Consider the following 15,378-nt stretch of genomic DNA (forward strand, 5'->3'; position numbering starts at 1 on the left):
CCGCGTTACGGTTTACTCATTCACTATGAAAAGCGAAGAACTATTTGAGCAGGCAAAGCGGCTAATTCCCGGCGGCGTCAATTCACCGGTACGGGCATTTCGCGCCGTAGGTGGTTACCCACTTTTTATCAAATCGGCAAAAGGAGCGTATATCACCGACGAAGATGATCGCCAATACATCGAACTCATCAATTCATGGGGGCCGATGATTCTGGGCCACGCCTTTGAACCCGTTGAGAAAGCCGTTCGCGACGCCATCCAACACTCCTTTTCCTTCGGCGCACCCACCCGCAAGGAGGTGGAAATGGCTGAACTGATCATCAGTATGGTCCCCTCCGTAGAGAAAGTTCGGATGGTCAATTCGGGCACCGAAGCCACAATGGCCGCTATTCGCGTAGCGCGTGGATTTACCGGGCGCGACAAGCTCATCAAATTTGAAGGGTGTTATCACGGTCACGGCGATTCGTTCCTGATTGCAGCCGGTAGTGGGGCCATGACAATGGGCACGCCCGACAGTCCCGGCGTAACCAAGGCCACGGCCCACGACACGCTCACCGCCCCCTACAATAACCTAGCTGCCGTTGAGCGGCTGATCGACGCGAACCCAAACCAGATTGCCGCCCTCATTCTGGAACCGGTAGTTGGCAACATGGGCTGCGTATTGCCCGAGCCAGGCTTTTTGCAGGGTATTCGGGACTTGTGTACCAAACATGGCATTGTCCTGATCTTCGACGAGGTGATGACCGGGTTCCGGCTCGCAAAAGGCGGTGCGCAGGAGCGGTTTGGCATTACGCCCGATATGACCACGATGGGTAAAATTATCGGCGGGGGCATGCCCGTAGGAGCCTACGGCGGCCGTACCGACATCATGAACATGGTGTCTCCGGCTGGCCCCGTTTATCAGGCAGGTACGTTGTCGGGCAACCCTATTGCCATGTCGGCGGGGCTAGCCATGTTGCACCACCTCAACGACCATCCAGAGGTATACACCCGCCTCGATGAAGTAGGGAAACGGTTGGCCGACGGTTTCCGCGCCAGCGCCGTTAAACTGGGCCTGAATTATACCGTGAATCAGATCGGTTCCATGTTCACGCTGTTTATGACCGACAAACCCGTTACCGATCTGGAGTCGGCCAAGACGTCGGATATTCCCCGGTTTGGCCGCTATTTCCACGCCATGCTCGACCGGGGTGTTTACCTCGCTCCTGCTCAGTATGAAAGCCTCTTTGTTTCTACAGCCCTTACCGATGATCTGATTGACCAGGTCATTCAGGCCAACGAAGAAAGCTTACTGGAACTAGACCGTTGATATGGGTAAGGTTTTTCTGGTAGTTGTGATGGTATTTGCGCTCTTGTTCGGGCGGGCGTATTATTGCCTACCAACGCAAGTCGCCTTCACGTCGCCATATCGTGTGCAGCAGGACGTGGTGCGCCAGCTTTCGGACAAACGAAAAAATTGCCTTTGCAACGAAAGGCGCATTGAATACCAGATCAGGAACAAAGACAACTCCGAACGTACTCATATCGCTTACTTTAATTCGGCCAAAAAGACACTGAATATAGAAATAGATCCTGGCAGCGGCTGGGCGTTCGATTGGGAGAATGTGTATGAGCCACTTATTGAGCAAGTCCTTAAAGAAGGAGGCCAGTTTAATTTATTTACGAAATACCGTCCCAATAGTAGTCATCTACCGTTCCGGCAAGAGCACTCATTCTGAGCATGACTTTCTCCGTCATCATTCCCGTCTACAACCGCCCCGATGAACTGGCGGATCTGCTCGACAGCCTGACACGGCAAACTATGACGGATTTCGAGGTATTGGTGATTGAAGACGGTTCAACCCGCAAGGCCGATCAGGTGGTGGCAACGTACCTGGACCGGCTCCAGGTACGTTACTTCGACAAGCCCAATACCGGGCAGGGGTTTTCGCGCAACTACGGTTTCGAACGGGCTACCGGCGATTACTTCGTGGTGTTCGATTCCGACGCGGTGGTACCACCAACGTACCTAGACACGGTAAACACGTACCTGACGCATACGCCGCTGGATGCATACGGCGGTCCGGACGGTGCCAGCCCTGATTTTTCAGACACACAAAAGGCCATCAGTTACGCCATGACGTCGGTGTTTACGACGGGGGGCATTCGGGGGAAAAAGCAGAATGTAGGCGGCGCTTTCTTGCCCCGCTCCTTTAACATGGGATTGTCGCGGCGCGTTTTTGCTGAAACGGGCGGCTTTGCCAAACGCGATATGGGCGAAGATATGGAGTTAAGCACCCGGCTCATCCGCCTCGGTTACCGGGTTGGGCTTATTCCCGACGCGGTCGTTTACCATAAACGCCGGGGCACACTGTCCGCTTTCTTCCGGCAGATTATCAACTTCGGGCGTACGCGGGTGCAGTTGCAGCGGTCGTTCGGCATACCCATCAAGCTGGTGCATACGTTTCCGGTGCTGTTCACGCTGGGCTGGCTTTGCCTACCCCTGCTGGCACTGATCTGGCCAGTTCTGGCGCTAGTTGGGCTGTTCACGTACCTGCTCTTTGCAACGCTCGTGCTCATCGACGCCACGCGGCAGGAAGGGAGCCTGTCCGTGGGCTGGTTGAGCTTACAAGCCGCCGTTACGCAGCTTTCGGCCTACGGATTTGGGTTTTTAGGCGAATGGCTCCGTCTATTTCGCCAAAAAAGTGGGGATACGGTCCCGCCGACATCTACTAGTTGATGAAAGACTGTATTTTGCAACCTTCTTTTACAGCATTTCTGACGTAGTACATGGCGAATCCCCCGAAGCCGCCCGGACAGCGGTTGGTTAAACGCATGAGTGCCCGCACAAAATGGCTGATCATGGCACCGGCCGGGCTGCTACTGATCGGTTTCGGCCTGTGCGTTTTCTACGGTGCCGGTTACGATATGCAAACCGGTGCCCCCTTTATGCGCTGGTTTCTGAAGGGCACCTACAGCCTGATCCTGATTAATGGCGGGCTATCAATTTTCGGATCAGCAATTCGCTTTCGGGTCATGATCGATACCCGGCAAATTATTCGGCAGGAGCTAAAACGCCGACAGAAGGAATTCAATAAAAAACGAAAAGCTCCGTCACCAAAACGGGACGGAGCTTCCTGATAGTGTCAAGACGCAGGCGAACTGCCTGGAATCTGACACTGATTTAGGCTGCTTTTTTCTCGGCGAAAGACGCTTTGATGGCCTCAACGTCAACGTTTTTGATCGTTGGTTTCAGCGTTAATTGTTTGATGGCTTTAACGGCGTTATTGGCAATAGCGCGGTTTTTGCGGCCTTTCCGAAGTAATTTGGTAACTCCCATTGTGATATATCGTTAATTGACGGTTCAAATTTTTGGAACGCAAAAGTAGGCATTTTCAATCAAAAAAGCGTGATTTGACGAGTCAAAATCAGTGCAAACGCACCTCGCTACCCTGTGTCTTTTTCCCTGACCAGGAAGCAGCCACTTTGTTGACCTCCCGAAGCCAGAATTTTTTGCCCTTTTTATTCCAGTGTCCGTCGCCTAAATGATACCAGTCCGGATGTTGCCGAAGCGTATCGATTGTCGAGATAATTGGCAATTCCAGGCGTGGATTAGCTTCGAGGCGCTCGATCTGGTGATTATAAACACCGTAGGTCGGGTCCAGGATCGTCACTTTGTTTGGCACCAGGCATAGATATACTTCCTTGAAACCCATCTTCAGGTAATGCCGCCGCAAGGTGTTCAGGTTGTTGACCAGCGTATCTAACCGCTGATTGGTAATCGAACGGAACGAACTGTAGGTAGACGTAGTATCGACTTCGACCTGATAGAACAGGTGCTTTTTATCTTTCGATGCGGCCGTTCCCGCCGTTCGGCCAAAAAGCCGGAATAGCAATTCCGCTTTCGCTTCTTTAAACCGCACAAATAGCGGCCCGTTAAAGAGCAGAAATTCAATGCGCTGATTGATCTCTTCCCCAAACCGCGCCAGTAACCAGGGCTTCGGTGCTTCTTCGGCCTGCTTCAGCACGGGTTTGGCCGTACCCATTGGCACAAAGCCACCATTGATGAACATGCTCTCGTACTCAGGCGAATACATACGCTCCTGAAGAACCCGCTCAATGATCTGAACAACCAGGATGTTCGTCTTCGTTGTATCGAGCGTTACTTCCAGTGGAATTCGGTTACCTACCCAGCGATGGAAATTACGATTACCCGCGTAGAAACTGGTGTCAATGTTGGTGAAGCTATCCCCAAGCGTATATAAATCGACGTCGGGGTAGTGTTTGGCTGGTTTATCGGCTTCGGTCAGATCGCCATTTGCGGAAATGTCGGTTTCCTTAAACTCGGGCAAATTCGACATGTTGTATAAATCGCCATAGCCGTACTGATTCGGAATAAAGCCATGCCGATCGAGCCACCGTTGCATGGGAGGCGACAGAGCTACTACCAGCAACGCCCCGGACAAGCCCAAAAACCCCAACCGCAATAGACTGACAATCAAATTCTTACTCATCAGAATTGGAAATAAATGAATTGATTGGCCGTGAAGACGCCGAAGAAGTAGCAGACAACGATGAGGCCGATAAACGTTAGCCAGAACTGACCGTTGGTGACGCGTTTGGTGAAGGCGATCCAGCGGGGCTCGAAAAGTAAGCTGACGATCAGCAACGTACAAAAGAGCAATTCAGCCATAGAAACTGTAGTCTGAACAGGCTCGGCCAGGTTGACAGTCAACACTTTACCCAGCACAGTGACCGCCTCGCCGGTGCTGGCAGCCCGGAAGAAAATCCAGGTCAATGTGACCAGCGCAAACGTCAGCAGTTGGTTCACGCGGTGAATAGCCAGGCCGTTCACCTGCGATTTACGCTGAACAACTTCCAGATCAGCCACCTTTCGCCGCGACCACATCTGCCCCACAATAAGGTAAAAACCATGCAGTAGGCCCCAGATGATAAACTTCCAGCTTGCTCCATGCCACAGGCCGCTCAACCCAAACACAGCCAGGGTATTCAGGTACGTTCGTGTGGTTGTGCCCCGATTGCCGCCCAGCGGAATGTAGACGTAATCCCGAAACCAGCTCGACAGCGAAATATGCCAGCGTCGCCAGAAATCGGCGATAGACGCGGCCAGATAGGGCGTGTCGAAGTTTTTCATCATCCTGATTCCCAGCACCTGCCCGGCGCCAATGGCGATGTCGGTATAACCCGAAAAATCGCAGTAAATCTGAATGGAATAAAAAACCGCCGCCAGCAGGAGCGTTGACCCGTTGCTTATATCGACATGCCTGAAAGCCGGATCGACAACCAGCGCCATGCGATCGGCGATGACCACTTTTTTCACGAAACCGCCCGCCATCAGTAACAATCCATACCGTACGCGTGTCCAGTCGAACGGTTGAAAGGCATGGAACTGGTGCAAAATATTCTGTGGCCGCTCAATCGGTCCGGCGACGAGTTGCGGATAAAACAAAACGTAGAGCGCGTAGACACCCAGGTTGTGCTCGGCTTTCTGGCTGCCCCGATACACTTCGATGGTGTAGCTGATCGACTGAAACGTATGAAAGGAAAGTCCAATCGGCAACACGATGCCAGGAATCAGTTCACCCAGCATGGGCACCGAGTGCGTCAGCCCGAACGTACCCAGCAAGGCCGTGATCTGTTCGTGAAAAAAGTCGTAATACTTGAAAAAGGCAAGCAGCCCTACGTTGGCGATCAGGCTGATTATCAGCAGCAACTTTCGCCTGTGCCCCTCTGACCGTTCGATGTAGATACCGGCCACATAATCGATCCCGATAACCAGCCCCAGAATGAGCAGGTAGACCGGAATAAAGGCCATGTAGAAGTAACAACTGGCCAGTAAGAGCAATATCCACCGTCCCCGCAGCGGCAAACTGAAGTAAGCCAGCGTGGTGAAGATGAAGAACAGTAAAAAATGTAGCGAGTTAAAAAGCATTACGTACGGTTGAATGGGGAGCTAAGTAGACGAATCGCCGACTACCCGTGTCCTGACTGTTTCACCAGCAGAAGCCCGAAATAAGTCGACAAAGCTACGCGGAATCGAATGGTTCTAAAAATGAGCCTAACGTGGTCCGACGTTATCTTACAATTTCACGCCATTCGGAACGGTGCCGTACCTTTGTGCCATGAAACCATCACTAGTTAAGGGGACGCGCGATTTTGGGCCAGAGCAAATGAGCAAACGGCTGTTTATTTTCGATACCATCCGGCAAACGTTCCGCCGTTTCGGTTTTCAACCCCTCGAAACCCCCAGCATGGAAAACCTGTCGACGCTGACGGGTAAGTACGGCGATGAAGGCGATCAATTACTCTTTAAAATTCTTAATTCCGGCGACTTTGCCGCTGGTATTACCGAAACCGACCTCGCTCAGGACAGTAAAAAGTTAACGCCCCGACTAGCCGAGAAAGGGCTGCGCTACGACCTGACGGTACCGTTTGCCAGGTACGTTGTCATGAACCGGCACGCCCTGCCTATGCCCTTCAAACGGTATCAGATGCAGCCCGTGTGGCGAGCCGACCGGCCGCAGAAGGGCCGCTACCGCGAGTTTTACCAATGCGACGCCGACGTGGTGGGCACCGATTCGCTCCTCTGCGAAGCCGAAATTGTGCTGATGGTACACGAGGTTTTCCGCAATCTGGGTATTCAGGATTTCACGCTGAAAGTAAATAACCGCAAGATTCTGGCCGGTATTGCCGAAGCCATTGGCCGACCCGGCGATGAAAGCATGCTGGCCGTCGCCATTGACAAGCTGGATAAGATCGGCCAGGAAAAAGTCATCGACGAGTTGCGTGAACGCGGCTTTACGGATGAACATATCACTGCACTTGGCCCATTGTTTACGATCAACGGCACCCCCAGCGACGTCCTCAGCAGCCTGCGTACCTGGCTGGTAGAGTCGACCCTTGCTCAGCAGGGAATTGCCGAACTGGAAGAAATGCTACAACTCGCCAACGGACTTGGCCTGACCGACGCCCGGGTTGAGATTGACGTTACCCTGGCACGGGGCCTCTCCTACTACACCGGGGCTATTTTTGAAGTAAAAGCGAACGGCGTCAGCATTGGCAGCGTCAGCGGCGGTGGGCGGTATGATAACCTCACAGGTACGTTCGGGATGCCGGGCCTGTCGGGTGTTGGTATCTCCTTTGGCGTCGACCGGATTTATGACGTGATGGACGAACTGAACCTCTTTCCGGCCTCGGCGGGGCAGGGAACGCAGGTGTTACTGGCCTGCTTCGACACGGATGGGCGCAACCTCGCCCTGCCCCTGCTCAGCCAGTTGCGGGCGGCCAACGTACCTGCGGAACTGTATCCCGATTTGTCGAAGGTGAAGAAGCAGCTCGATTATGCCAACCAGAAGCAGATTCCGTATGTGGTGCTGATTGGCTCAGACGAGGTGCAGTCGGGGCTGTTGTCGATGAAAAATATGGTAACGGGCGAACAGCAGAAGCTAACCGCCGCGCAGATCGTTGAGCGGCTGTCCGCGTAACGCGGACTTTAGTCCGCATTTTGATTACAAATAGTGCGGACTGAAGTCCGCGTTACCGCATCAGGTCCGATTCGGGAATATGTAGCCGGAACCGTGTTCCGTGGCTTTCGGCTACATCAACCTGCCCCGTCTGACCAGCGTGGCTCAGCACAGGTGTTAGGTTTTCGACGGTCAGCGTTCCGCCGGTCTGTTCGCTAAGGCCTTTGATGAGGCGTTTGCCAAACGACGTAGTTGGGCGATGCCAAAGGTCCATATTGATCCCAGGCCCATTATCGACCACTTCCAGCAATAACCCGTTCCGGTTCAGGAATGAGATAGACAGCATCGGTGCAGGTACGTTCGGAATCGCGTATTTAAAACAGTTTGTCAGCAACTCGTTGATGATCAGGCTTATAGGAACAGCCATATCTATATCCAAAACGTCAACATCGCTTTTGATATGCAGATTCACCGTTTTTGCCGAGTAGCCATAGGCATGCATGATGCTGGTTGTGAGCTCTTCCAGAAACTTGCCCATATGAATACTGGTCAGTTCGTCGGATTGGTAGAGGCGCTGATGGATCAGCGAGATAGCCTCGATACGCCGCTGCCCTTCCTGAAACGCCTTGATAGCCTGCTCATCTTCGAGCCGATTGAGTTGAAGACTCAACAGGCCTGATACAATGGACAGGTTATTTTTCACCCGGTGATGCAGTTCGCGCATAACCGTCTGCAATTGTTCCGACTGTTCTTCGATCCGGGCTTTGTCGGCCCGTAGCTCGGCGGTACGGTCGGCTACCTGTTCTTCCAGCGTTTGGGCGTATCGGGTCAGTTCGGAGCGGGCATCGTGCAGCGATCCAATCATCTGATTGAAATGCTGGGTCAACACCCCCACTTCATCCTGCGTGGTTTGCAACACCTGCACGGTCAGGTCACCGGCATTCACATGTTGTACGCCATCGAGCAGCCGTAGTACGGGTTGCGTTAAGGTTGCGTTGATGAGGCGGGGCAACAGCAGGAAATTGATCAGTGCCGTTCCAATAATCAGGAGCGTGATTTTCAGTAAGCTTTCCTGCTGCCCAAGCCGCGCCGACAGATTCAGAATGTCAACGGGCGGGCAAAACACCAGCATGACCGTAAGCAGAATGGAAGCAACGGTGATCTGGGCAAATCCGATCTGCTTCACATTCAGACTGGTTGGAATGGCTGAAAAGGTGAGATACACCGCGATTTCGGCCAGGTTTCCCGACCAGAGCAGTGTAGAATAAGTCCAGTAGCCAATATTGGAGTAAAATCCCACCGAGATCACCACCAGGCACATAAAGACGAACACGGCGTTGACCGCCGTCATCCAGCGAATGCCCGTAACGGCCGGTGAATTTTTCTTTTTCAGGTGGAAAACTTTCCGAATACAAATGGTCAGCGCCCATATGTTGGTCAGTGATCCGTAGAGAAACCCGGCAAAATTGAGTTGTTCCAGGTTACTGTTGTTGGCAAATTCGTTCCAGACCGTGAAAGCGCACAGCATAGCCCCCAGCCCAAACGACAGGTACCGAACCAAGCGGCGTTCTTTTGGAAATGAATCGTCAAGAAAGAGATAGTTGAACTGAATGAACGTGATTTCGACCAGTGCCAGAGATGGAAACGTCCAGCACGAAAGCAGCAGTTTGTAGGGTAAGCTGCCTATATAGGTGGGATGAACAGCGTAATGGAAAATTTCACTGGTCTGCCAGATAAGCTGGCATAGATAGAAGCCTGATAGCCACTGACGGGTTAGTGTTTTGGCCGGCGCCTTCAGGATGAACACCCACATACTGCCCATTACTAACGCCAGGCTAAGGGCCATCAGCGAGTTGGTATGGAGTAAAAAATAGGGCATGGGCAGACGGCGTTATGTAGTAAAGCTGTAGTAACCGGGAGAAGCAAAGAGGCAATTTCCTCATTTTACGGCAATTGTTGTAAGTATTGAGCCTATACTTTTTCGGCAAGCCGAAGTCATACACGGCACCAGCCGTGTCGTCAACTTAAAAGAGTGAATTAACCAGCCTTTCTGGTGGCTTAACTAGTGCTCACTACACGGCTGGTATCGTGCACGATTTTAGAGGCCGCTTATCTAAATTAGCAACTGGCTGACAATTAAGGGGTAGTGTTAACCTACCTTTTTCCTCTCTATTCAATGATTAGATTCTGGCTATCTTTACCAGGCATGTGAACGTCAACGCTAATGAAAGGCATCACTTTTTTAACAGATGACAGTGGCCGCCGAACGGCCGTAGTCATTGATAGTCAGACATACGGCGAAGAAATAGAAGACTTTTTGGATGGCCCGGAAGCGAATCGAGGAAGAACGAGCCTAAGGAAGAGTTCAAAGCCGCCGTTGACCGCATACGCACCGAAAAGCAGAATGGATAGTTATGGCATCACAATTACTAAGTCGGCGGCACAGGAATTGGCCAAATTATCAATACAGCATTCAGTCAGTTGTTAATGCACTCGTCTCTGAACACCGCCCAACGAACTGTAAAGAGCTGAAAGGCTTTAAAAATCTGTAATAGCTCCGCTCTGGTAATTATCGGATCGTGTACAGCATTGAGTTCCAAGTACTTTCCATATAGGTTATCCAATCGGCAACCGAAAAGACATTTATAGTTAATGCAATTCTCACACCTCCACTGCCACACCCAGTATTCGCTGCTCGACGGGCAGGCTGACATTAAGAAGCTGATCAAGAAGGCCAAAGCAGACAATATGCCGGCGGTAGCCATCACCGATCACGGCAATATGTTCGGCGTCTTCGAATTTGTAGCTGAAGCCGCCAAGCAGGGCATCAAACCCATTGTCGGCTGCGAATTTTATGTGGTCGAAGATCACCATATCAAGCAGTTCACGAAGGAGAAAAAAGACATTCGCTATCACCAGTTGCTGCTGGCCAAGAACGCAACGGGCTACAAAAACCTGGTGAAACTATGCTCGCTGGGCTATATGGAGGGACTTTATGGCAAATACCCCCGTATCACCAAAGCCATGATCGAGCAGTATAAAGAGGGGCTCATCGCCTCGACCTGCTGCATTGGGGCAATGGTACCCAAGACGATCCTGAAAAAAGGTGAAGAAGCGGGCGAGATCGAGTTCAAATGGTGGCTCGACCGGTTTGGCGAGGACTATTATGTGGAACTCCAGCGCCACGAGATTCCCGATCAGATCAAAGCCAACGAGGTGCTGGTGAAGTTTGCCAAAAAATACAATGTCAAGATCATCGCCTCCAACGATTCACATTATGTAGATCAGGACGATTGGGTAGCGCATGACATTCTGCTCTGCGTGAACACGGGCGAGAAGCAGAGCACGCCGTCGATGAAGGAGTTCAGCGACGACGAGGCGATGCCCAAAAATACGCGCTTTGCCTTCTACAGCGATCAGTTCTATTTCAAGAACACGCAGGAGATGACCACGCTGTTTAAAGACCTGCCTGAGGCCATCGACAACACCAACGAGATTGTGGGTAAAGTAGACACGCTGAAGCTGAAACGCGACATCATGCTGCCCAACTTCCCCATTCCGAAGGAGTTCCAGCAGCATGCCGACGACGTGATGAACCAGTGGGAGTATCTGAAGCACATGACCTACGAAGGGGCCAAAGCCAGGTACGTTGATATTTCGCAGGAGGTGCAGGAACGCCTTGATTTCGAACTGTTTACCATCCGTACGATGGGCTTCGCGGGTTACTTCCTCATCGTGGCCGATTTCATCAAAGCCGGTCGTGATCTGGGCGTGATGGTTGGGCCCGGACGGGGATCGGCGGCAGGTTCGGCGGTGGCGTATTGCATCGGTATCACCAACATCGACCCCATAAAGTACAACCTGCTGTTCGAGCGATTTCTGAATCCCGACCGGAAATCAATGCCCGATATCGATACTGACTTTGACGATGAAGGTCGTCAGAAAGTGATCGATTATGTGGTCGATAAATACGGCAAACAGCAGGTGGCCGCCATTGTTACTTACGGCACCATGGCGGCCAAATCGGCCATCAAAGACGTGTCGCGGGTGATGGACTTGCCCCTCAACGATGCCAACGCACTGGCTAAGCTGGTGCCCGACAAGCCGACCTACAACATGACCTTGAAGCGGATCTTCGAAGATCCGATTGACGGGCCGGGCGGCTTGTCGAATATCATTTCCCCCGACGAAGTGGAGAACGTTCGCAAGATGCGGGCGCTCGAATCGGGCGATCAGGGGACGGGCCGCTCCATGAAGTTGATCGACACCGAGAAGGTTCAGAACGTGCTGCAACAGGCGCGCAGGCTCGAAGGAACGGTGCGCAACACGGGCGTCCATGCGGCGGGTATCATCATCGCACCAAGTGATCTATCCGACATCGTTCCGGTGTCAACGTCGAAAGATACTAACCTGATTATCACGCAGTATGAAGGCAAAGTTATCGAGGATGCGGGGGTTATCAAGATGGACTTTCTGGGGTTGCGCAACCTCACCATCATCAAGGAATGTCTGCGCCTGATCAAGCAGAACTACGGGCGTGAAATCGACATCGACGCTATTCCGCTCGATGACCCGAAGCCCTACGAACTGTTCCAGCGGGGGGAAACAAACGCTATTTTCCAGTTTGAATCCGACGGGATGAAGAAGTACATGAAGGATTTGAAGCCTGACCGCTTCGAAGACCTCATTGCGATGAACGCCCTCTACCGCCCCGGTCCGATTCAGTACATTCCGAACTTCATTAACCGGAAGCACGGCCGGGAAGAAGTGAAGTACGACATGCCGGAGATGGAAGAGTTCCTGGCCGATACGTATGGCATTACGGTCTACCAGGAACAGTTGATGCTCCTGTCGCAGAAGCTCGGCAACTTCACCAAAGGGGATGCCGACGTACTGCGGAAAGCGATGGGTAAGAAAGACCGCGCTACGCTCGACAAAATGAAGGGTAAGTTTATGGATGGCTGCGAAGCCAACAAACTGCCTCTGAAAGCCTGCGCCAAAGTGTGGACCGACTGGGAAGCGTTCGCCTCCTACGCCTTCAACAAATCGCACTCGACCTGCTACGCCTTTGTGGCGTACCAGACTGCCTGGCTAAAAGCGCATTACCGTTCCGAATACATGGCGGCGGTCCTGACCTCCTGCCTGGGCAACATTGAAAAAATCACTTTCTTCCTCGAAGAATGTAAGAACATCAACATTCCGGTGCTTGGCCCCGACGTGAACGAATCAGAGCGGGTATTTGGGGTGAATAAGAAAGGCGAAATCCGGTTCGGGTTAGGCGCTATCAAGGGATCGGGCGATGCGGCGGTGGAAAACATCATTGCGGAACGTACCCAGAACGGGCCGTATACCGACATTTTCGATTTCATCATCCGGGTAAACCTGCGAACCGTTAATAAGAAAACCATTGAATCGCTGGCCTATGCCGGGGCTTTCGACGCCCTGGACGAATCGATTCACCGGGCGCAATACTTCGAGGTCATTCCCGGCGAAAATGCAACGTTCATTGAAAAGATCATCCGGTTTGCCAATACGCACCACGCTGAAAAAGCAGCCTCGCAACAGTCGCTGTTTGGCGGTGGCGCGGGGAATGACGTGGCCATGCCACGCCCTAAACCCCCGGTAGTGCCTATCTGGAACCAGATTGAAAAGCTGAAATATGAGAAAGACGTGGTCGGCTTTTACATCACCGGCCACCCGCTCGATGAATTCCAGGTCGAGTTAGACGGGTTCTGCAACTGCACGCTGGATAAGGTCTACGAAACCAACGCCCCCGACATCAAGATTGGCGGTATTGTATCGGCCGTACAGACCCGAATTGCCAAGAACGGGAATCCGTTCATGATCTTCAAGTTGGAGGACTATCAGGGATCGATGGAAATGACCCTCTTCGGCGACGATTATGCCCGCATGGCGCAATACGTTGAAGTGGGGCTGTTCCTGCATGTGTCGGGCAAAACGCAGAACCGATGGAACTCCGATCAGTTGGAATTCAAACCAACCAGCATCCGGTACCTGAGCGAGATTCGGGAGAAGATGTGCAAGGAACTGGCCATTACCATCAATCTGGCTAACCTGAGCGAAGAACTGATTGAGACGATCAATAATCTGGTGAAAGCGCATCCAGGTACGTGTACCCTGTCGATGAAAGTACAGGACCCGGAGGAACCGGTGGAAGTGAACCTGCTATCACGAACGATTCGGGTCTTCCCGGCCAACACCTTGCTAAATGCCCTGCGCACGATGGACGGGGTACGTTGCAAGGTGGCCTGATCCACTACATTTCCACATGTCAACGTCTTGATTGCCTTCCAAAGCCCTAGCTAACCGCCGGGGCTTTTTTACTTTTTACCGGTTACACATATTTATTGACTCTATTTTAGAAGATTTTAGCTTATTCCTATATCGGTATAATATTCTGTCTTTTTAGTGAAATGCAAAATTTATTGAAAGTTGCATTAGTTAGGGTAGATGCTTATGTTTATGTCTTTATTTACTATAAATATTTAATGAATCTTCTATTTAACGGCCTAATCAGGCCAAAATCATGAGATAAAACCTTGCACCAGCCATTTTGTTAGATAAAATTTGCACGAAACCTAACTACTATTACCATCGAGTCTAACAAAACAAACAGCATGAAAAAATCACTTTTACTTACATTTCTAGCAAGTTCGACTTTTGCGGCAAACGCCACTGATACAACCAGCGTTGCCAAGCCAGCTACTGTTCAGCCGAGCGTAGTTCAGCCTACCGCAGCAAAGCCCAAGGCCGATGGCGACGACACAGGTAAGTTCACCTTTTCAGGCTACCTCGATACGTATTACTTCGGCAACTTCAACAATCCGAAGAGCCAGTCTAACCTGGGCTTGAATGGCGAAGGAGTAGGTAATGCCCGTGCGTTCGATCAGAAAGCAGGTCAGTTTGGTATTGGTCTGGTTCAGGCCAAAGCTGTATACACCGCCGATAAAGTAGATGCGGTAATGGACCTTACCTTCGGTCCCTTCGCTGATCTGGGCAACTACGGTAACTTCACCGGTCCACTGGGCGCCGGATCAACCGCACTGGCTATCAAGCAGGCATATATTGTTCTCAAGGCTACCCCAAAACTGTCCTTCACGGCTGGTCAGTTCGGCACACATATCGGTTATGAAGTAATCGACGCTCCTGTAAACTACAACTACTCGCTGTCGAACCTGTTCAACAACGGTCCTTTCTACCACATTGGTCTGAAAGCACAATATGCCTTCAGTGATAAAGCGTATTTGATGGTTGGCCTGGTCAATAACGTCGATAACCTGATTGATAACAATAAGAAAAAGGGCCTGATCGGTCAACTGTTCGTGTCGCCTGTAACGGGCTGGAACGTGTATCTGAACGCCATCGTATCAAACGAAGCCTCGAAAGATATTCCGAACGCGACCGGAACTGGTATTGCCGTGAAAGCAGATGACGCCAGTTACTCACTCTTCGACCTGACCACTACGTACCAGATTACATCTAAATTCTTTCTGGGTCTGAACGCCGCTGCCGGTTCACAAACGGGCGACTATCAAGGATATGGCGGAACAACGTCTGCCAAAACCTGGGGTGGTGCTGCTATCTACTCAAACTACGCCTTCACCGACAAGTTTGGCCTCGGCATTCGCTACGAAACGTTCGACAACAAGAACGGCGCCCGTGCGCTAACTGACGCCGCTGGCCTGGGTGCAAGCGTTAACTCGATTACCATCACGGGTAACCTTACCGGTGCCAACGGGCATGTATTGCTCAAGCCTGAGTTCCGGATTGATAGCTACTCAGCTAACAAATTTCAGATGAACGATGGCACACTGAGCAAGAGTCAGGCAACGCTTGGTATGGCTGCGATTTTCAAGTTCTAAAAAAACAGGCTGTTTGTCTGTAGTTGGCTTGC

General features: G+C 51.7%; 11 protein-coding genes. 7 read left to right on the forward strand and 4 right to left on the reverse strand.

Features of this window, described 5'->3' with window-relative positions; all coding sequences use genetic code 11:
• Positions 1-25: 25 nt before the first annotated feature.
• The 4 genes from hemL to ACFE8Q_RS17425 are packed head-to-tail and all read left to right on the forward strand — an operon-like array spanning position 26 to position 3,120.
• Positions 26-1,309, forward strand: coding sequence for a glutamate-1-semialdehyde 2,1-aminomutase (hemL, locus tag ACFE8Q_RS17410; protein ID WP_375446698.1), 1,284 nt, complete (start codon positions 26-28; stop codon positions 1,307-1,309).
• Position 1,310: 1 nt separating this feature from the next.
• Positions 1,311-1,718 carry a hypothetical protein gene (locus tag ACFE8Q_RS17415; RefSeq protein ID WP_375446699.1) on the forward strand — a complete coding sequence of 136 codons (408 nt, stop codon included), beginning with the start codon at positions 1,311-1,313 and terminating at the stop codon, positions 1,716-1,718.
• A gap of 2 nt (positions 1,719-1,720) precedes the next feature.
• On the forward strand, positions 1,721-2,719 hold the full coding sequence (locus ACFE8Q_RS17420; protein WP_375446700.1) for a glycosyltransferase: 999 nt from the start codon (positions 1,721-1,723) through the stop codon (positions 2,717-2,719).
• A 50-nt stretch (positions 2,720-2,769) separates the two neighbouring features.
• Complete coding sequence (locus ACFE8Q_RS17425; protein WP_375446701.1) at positions 2,770-3,120, forward strand: hypothetical protein; 351 nt, start codon at positions 2,770-2,772, stop codon at positions 3,118-3,120.
• A 43-nt stretch (positions 3,121-3,163) separates the two neighbouring features.
• Here ACFE8Q_RS17425 and ACFE8Q_RS17430 read toward each other — a convergent pair whose 3' ends face one another.
• From ACFE8Q_RS17430 to ACFE8Q_RS17440, 3 genes are all read right to left on the reverse strand, one after another.
• On the reverse strand, positions 3,164-3,319 hold the full coding sequence (locus ACFE8Q_RS17430; protein WP_207330716.1) for a hypothetical protein: 156 nt from the start codon (positions 3,317-3,319) through the stop codon (positions 3,164-3,166).
• An 88-nt stretch (positions 3,320-3,407) separates the two neighbouring features.
• Complete coding sequence (locus ACFE8Q_RS17435) at positions 3,408-4,493, reverse strand: hypothetical protein (RefSeq protein ID WP_375446702.1); 1,086 nt, start codon at positions 4,491-4,493, stop codon at positions 3,408-3,410.
• Entirely contained in the window at positions 4,493-5,932 is a 1,440-nt protein-coding gene (locus ACFE8Q_RS17440) for an MBOAT family O-acyltransferase (protein WP_375446703.1), read from the reverse strand. Before ACFE8Q_RS17440 ends, ACFE8Q_RS17435 begins: the two co-directional genes overlap by 1 nt.
• A gap of 190 nt (positions 5,933-6,122) precedes the next feature.
• Here ACFE8Q_RS17440 and hisS point away from each other — a divergent pair, with 190 nt between their 5' ends.
• Positions 6,123-7,484: a histidine--tRNA ligase gene (gene hisS / locus ACFE8Q_RS17445; protein WP_375446704.1), complete on the forward strand. Its 1,362-nt coding sequence runs from the start codon at positions 6,123-6,125 to the stop codon at positions 7,482-7,484.
• Positions 7,485-7,536: 52 nt separating this feature from the next.
• Here the strand turns inward: hisS and ACFE8Q_RS17450 are convergent, their stop codons facing one another.
• Positions 7,537-9,342, reverse strand: coding sequence for a sensor histidine kinase (locus tag ACFE8Q_RS17450; protein ID WP_375446705.1), 1,806 nt, complete (start codon positions 9,340-9,342; stop codon positions 7,537-7,539).
• Between the two features lie 773 nt (positions 9,343-10,115).
• On the opposite strand from ACFE8Q_RS17450, the gene dnaE reads away from it, so the two are divergent.
• Both dnaE and ACFE8Q_RS17460 read left to right on the forward strand, forming a co-directional pair.
• On the forward strand, positions 10,116-13,736 hold the full coding sequence (gene dnaE / locus ACFE8Q_RS17455; protein WP_375446706.1) for a DNA polymerase III subunit alpha: 3,621 nt from the start codon (positions 10,116-10,118) through the stop codon (positions 13,734-13,736).
• A gap of 365 nt (positions 13,737-14,101) precedes the next feature.
• Entirely contained in the window at positions 14,102-15,346 is a 1,245-nt protein-coding gene (locus ACFE8Q_RS17460; RefSeq protein ID WP_375446707.1) for an outer membrane beta-barrel protein, read from the forward strand.
• The last annotated feature ends 32 nt before the right edge of the window (positions 15,347-15,378 follow it).

Source organism: uncultured Fibrella sp., from assembly GCF_964250085.1.
Classification (GTDB): Bacteria; Bacteroidota; Bacteroidia; order Cytophagales; family Spirosomataceae; genus Fibrella.

Bases quoted from the DNA above. Each gene is read 5' to 3' on its own strand.
- hemL (WP_375446698.1), top strand. From the start codon at position 26: ATGAAAAGCGAAGAACTATTTGAGCAGGCAAAGCGGCTAATTCCCGGC.
- ACFE8Q_RS17415 (WP_375446699.1), top strand. From the start codon at position 1,311: ATGGGTAAGGTTTTTCTGGTAGTTGTGATGGTATTTGCGCTCTTGTTC.
- ACFE8Q_RS17420 (WP_375446700.1), top strand. From the start codon at position 1,721: ATGACTTTCTCCGTCATCATTCCCGTCTACAACCGCCCCGATGAACTG.
- ACFE8Q_RS17425 (WP_375446701.1), top strand. From the start codon at position 2,770: ATGGCGAATCCCCCGAAGCCGCCCGGACAGCGGTTGGTTAAACGCATG.
- ACFE8Q_RS17430 (WP_207330716.1), bottom strand. From the start codon at position 3,319: ATGGGAGTTACCAAATTACTTCGGAAAGGCCGCAAAAACCGCGCTATT.
- ACFE8Q_RS17435 (WP_375446702.1), bottom strand. From the start codon at position 4,493: ATGAGTAAGAATTTGATTGTCAGTCTATTGCGGTTGGGGTTTTTGGGC.
- ACFE8Q_RS17440 (WP_375446703.1), bottom strand. From the start codon at position 5,932: ATGCTTTTTAACTCGCTACATTTTTTACTGTTCTTCATCTTCACCACG.
- hisS (WP_375446704.1), top strand. From the start codon at position 6,123: ATGAAACCATCACTAGTTAAGGGGACGCGCGATTTTGGGCCAGAGCAA.
- ACFE8Q_RS17450 (WP_375446705.1), bottom strand. From the start codon at position 9,342: ATGCCCTATTTTTTACTCCATACCAACTCGCTGATGGCCCTTAGCCTG.
- dnaE (WP_375446706.1), top strand. From the start codon at position 10,116: ATGCAATTCTCACACCTCCACTGCCACACCCAGTATTCGCTGCTCGAC.
- ACFE8Q_RS17460 (WP_375446707.1), top strand. From the start codon at position 14,102: ATGAAAAAATCACTTTTACTTACATTTCTAGCAAGTTCGACTTTTGCG.